Below are 511 nucleotides of genomic sequence, written 5' to 3' on the forward strand. Positions count from 1 at the left end.
TAGTCGCTATGATTACTTTTGCAAGTTGTGGCGCTGACAATATTGGTGTCTTTGTCCCATATTTTACCACCTTAAATTTAGCGAATTTGATAGTGACTTTACTTACTTTTCTAGTCATGATTTATCTCTTGGTTTTTTCTGCCCAAAAATTAGCACAAGTCCCTTCTGTTGGAGAAACTTTGGAAAAATATAGCAGATGGTTTATTGCCGTTGTTTATTTAGGATTGGGGATGTATATCCTGATTGAAAACAACAGCTTTGACATGCTAAGGACTGTGTTCGGCTAGGAGAAAAATTATGAAAAAAGATAGTATCTGCCAAGTGGATGTTATTAATCAACAAAACGTTACAACCGCAACGAACTACCTTGAAAAGGAAAAAGTCCAAAAATCACTTCGTATTTTATCAAAGTTTACCGATAATAAACAGATAAATATCATCTTTTATCTCCTTGCTGTTGAAGAACTCTGTGTCTGTGATATAGCCTGTTTACTAAATCTCAGTATGGCAT

The 511-nt window shown here is 34.6% G+C and carries 1 protein-coding gene and 1 pseudogene; both read left to right on the top strand.

Annotated elements, in window-relative coordinates:
• On the top strand, positions 1 to 287 hold a 287-nt coding region (locus QM351_RS10320; RefSeq protein ID WP_414327297.1), incomplete at its 5' end, for a cadmium resistance transporter.
• Between the two features lie 10 nt (positions 288 to 297).
• Positions 298 to 511 (top strand): annotated as a pseudogene (gene cadX / locus QM351_RS10325) (Cd(II)/Zn(II)-sensing metalloregulatory transcriptional regulator CadX); the annotation flags it as partial.

Origin of the sequence: Streptococcus parasanguinis (assembly GCF_047465465.1) — a bacterium.
GTDB classification, from domain to species: Bacteria; Bacillota; Bacilli; order Lactobacillales; family Streptococcaceae; genus Streptococcus; species Streptococcus parasanguinis_AI.